Source organism: Micromonospora sp. NPDC049089 (assembly GCF_040648775.1).
Lineage (GTDB): Bacteria > Actinomycetota > Actinomycetes > Mycobacteriales > Micromonosporaceae > Micromonospora.
In genome coordinates, this window is sequence record NZ_JBEZEH010000372.1 from 1 (window position 1) to 2,680 (window position 2,680).

Sequence of the window (2,680 nt, forward strand, 5' to 3'; positions counted from 1 at the left end):
TCGTTATTGCACTTTCGGTTGTGGTTGCGTCAGTATTGTCTACTTTGGTCGCGACAGAAAGTGCAAGATCGGCGCGGCAGGGTGGGGTCGGGGCGCGTGCGGGGCGGGGAGGGCGGCGCCAGGGGTGGCGGGGTTGTGCCATGGCGTAGGTGCGTCGGGGGGTGGGGCGTGGTTGGGGTGGGATCTGCGTCGATGCTGTGGTGCGTACCACTTCTCGACACAAAGAGGTCATCGTGGCTCTGTCTCACCGGCGCCGCCGATCCGGGCTGATCGCCCTCGGCGCCGCCCTCACCCTGGCGGCCGGGTTCACCCCACCCGGCGCGGGAGCGTCCGCCGCCCCGCCGAACAACCCCGACCGCCCGGCGGGCATACCCCCGGCCGCCGCCGGACGCGCGTCCACCGTCACCCTGATCACCGGTGACACGGTCACCGTCACCACCGCGGCGGACGGCAGCACGGTGTCGACGGTGCGTCGGCCGGACGGCAGCACCCCGAGTTTCCACCGCACCGTGCGCGACGGCGACACCTACGTCTACCCGGACGCCGCGCTGTCCTATGTGACGAGCGGCGTGCTGGACCGGCAACTGTTCAACGTCACCGACCTCATCGCCGACGGTTACGACGACGCGCACACCGACGCGCTTCCGTTGATCGTGACGATGACCGACGCGGCGGCCCGCACCCGCACCCGCCCCTCAGTCGACGGCGCCACGCTGGTCCGACAGTTGGACAGCGTGCAGGGTGCGGCGCTGACCCGCCAGCGCGCCACCGCCGACCGGTTCTGGACCGCGCTGACCGCCGCTTCGACCCGGCGTACGGGTGACGCCCCGACCCTGGCGAACGGCATCGCGAAGGTCTGGCTGGACGGTCGGGTGCACGCGGACCTGGCCGAGTCCACCGCGCAGATCGGCGCGCCCAAACTGTGGGCCGAGGGCAACACCGCGACCGGTGTCGACGTCGCGGTGCTCGACTCGGGTGCGGACGCCGAACACCCGGATCTCGTCGGTCAGATCGCCGAGTCCAGCAGCTTCGTGCCGAGCGAACCCGACATCCTCGACTACAAGGGCCACGGCACGCACGTCGCCTCGACGATCGCCGGCACCGGCGCCGCATCCGGTGGCGCCGAGCGGGGCGTCGCCCCGGGTGCCCGGCTGCACATCGGCAAGGTGCTCAACAGCGAGGGCAGCGGACAGGACTCGTGGATCATCGCCGGCATGGAGTGGGCGGCCCGTGAGCAGAAGGCCCGGGTGGTCAGCATGAGCCTGGGCGGTGAGGCCACCGACGGCAGCGACCCGATGAGCCAGGCGGTCGACCGACTCAGTGCCGAGACCGGCGCCCTCTTCGTGATCGCCGCCGGCAACAGCGGCCCGGCCAGCATCGGCAGCCCGGGTGCCGCCAACTCCGCGCTCACAGTGGGCGCCGTGGACAACACCGATCACCTCGCCGACTTCTCCAGCCAGGGGCCACGCGCCGGCGACGGCGGGCTCAAGCCCGAGATCACCGCCCCCGGCGTGGACATCCTGGCGGCCCGCTCGCACCTCGTGCGGGGCGGCTCCGGCGACTACACCCTGATGAGCGGCACGTCGATGGCCACCCCGCACGTGGCCGGCACGGCCGCGCTGGTCGCCGCCGCGCACCCGGACTGGACCGGTCAGCGGATCAAGGAAGCGCTGGTCAGCACGGTGAAGGCCACCCCTGAGTACACCCCGTACCAGGCGGGTGCCGGCCGGGTCGACGCGGTCGCCGCCGCGCACGCCACCGTCTTCGCCACCCCGAGCGCCTACTCCGGTTTCCAGGCGTGGCCGCAGCAGGCGGGCGCGACCGTCGACCGTACGGTCACCTACACCAACCTCGGCAGCGCGTCGGTCGACCTGAGGCTGGCCCTCGACGCGGCCACCGCGCCGGCCGGGCTGTTCGCGCTCTCCGCCGACCGGGTGACAGTGCCCGCGGGCCGCACCGCCACCGTGACGGTGACCGCCGCGTACGACAAGCTGCCGGTGGAGAAGCAGGTCAGCGGCATGATCGTCGCCACCGACGGGACCGGTGCGGTGCGTGGGCGCACCCTGATCGGCGCCGGCAAGGAGGGTCAGCGGCAGAACCTGACGCTGGTTGCCAAGGACCGCGACGGCAAGCCGCTCGTCGGCAAGGTCATCCTCACCGCCGACACTCTCTTCACCGCCGTGGACCTGCCCGAGAGCGGCACCGCCACGCTGCGGCTGCCGGTGGGCTCGTGGAACGGTTGGATCTCCGCGGACGTGCGGGGTGTGCACGGGCCGCACTCCAAGGGCATGGCGATGCTCAGCTTCACCGACGTGAACCTGGACCGCGACCGCACCGTCACCCTGGACGCGCGGGCCGCCCGACAGGTGCAGGCCCGGGTGCCGCAGGAGGCCGCCGCCAGCGCGCTGCGGATGGACATCCACCGCTCCACGAAGAACGGTCTCACCGAGAGCCAGGTGCTGCCCGACGACTCGTACGACAGCATGTGGGCGTTGCCGACGAGCCGTCCGGTGACCGACGGCGAGTTCGAGTTCGGTGCCCGGTGGCGGCTGGAGCAGCCGGCCCTGACCGTTTCGGCCGGCGGTCGCTCGTACGACGATCTGCTGGTGAAGCGGGCGACCCCGGCGCTGCCGGCCGGCCGGCGTCAGCTGGACGCGGTGTACGTCGCCGACGCGTCGGC

1 protein-coding gene is annotated in these 2,680 nt (G+C 72.4%); it reads left to right on the top strand.

The window, feature by feature from the left end:
* Positions 1-233: 233 nt before the first annotated feature.
* The coding region (locus tag AB0B48_RS32815; protein WP_357208477.1) for a S8 family serine peptidase at positions 234-2,680 on the top strand (2,447 nt) is incomplete at its 3' end.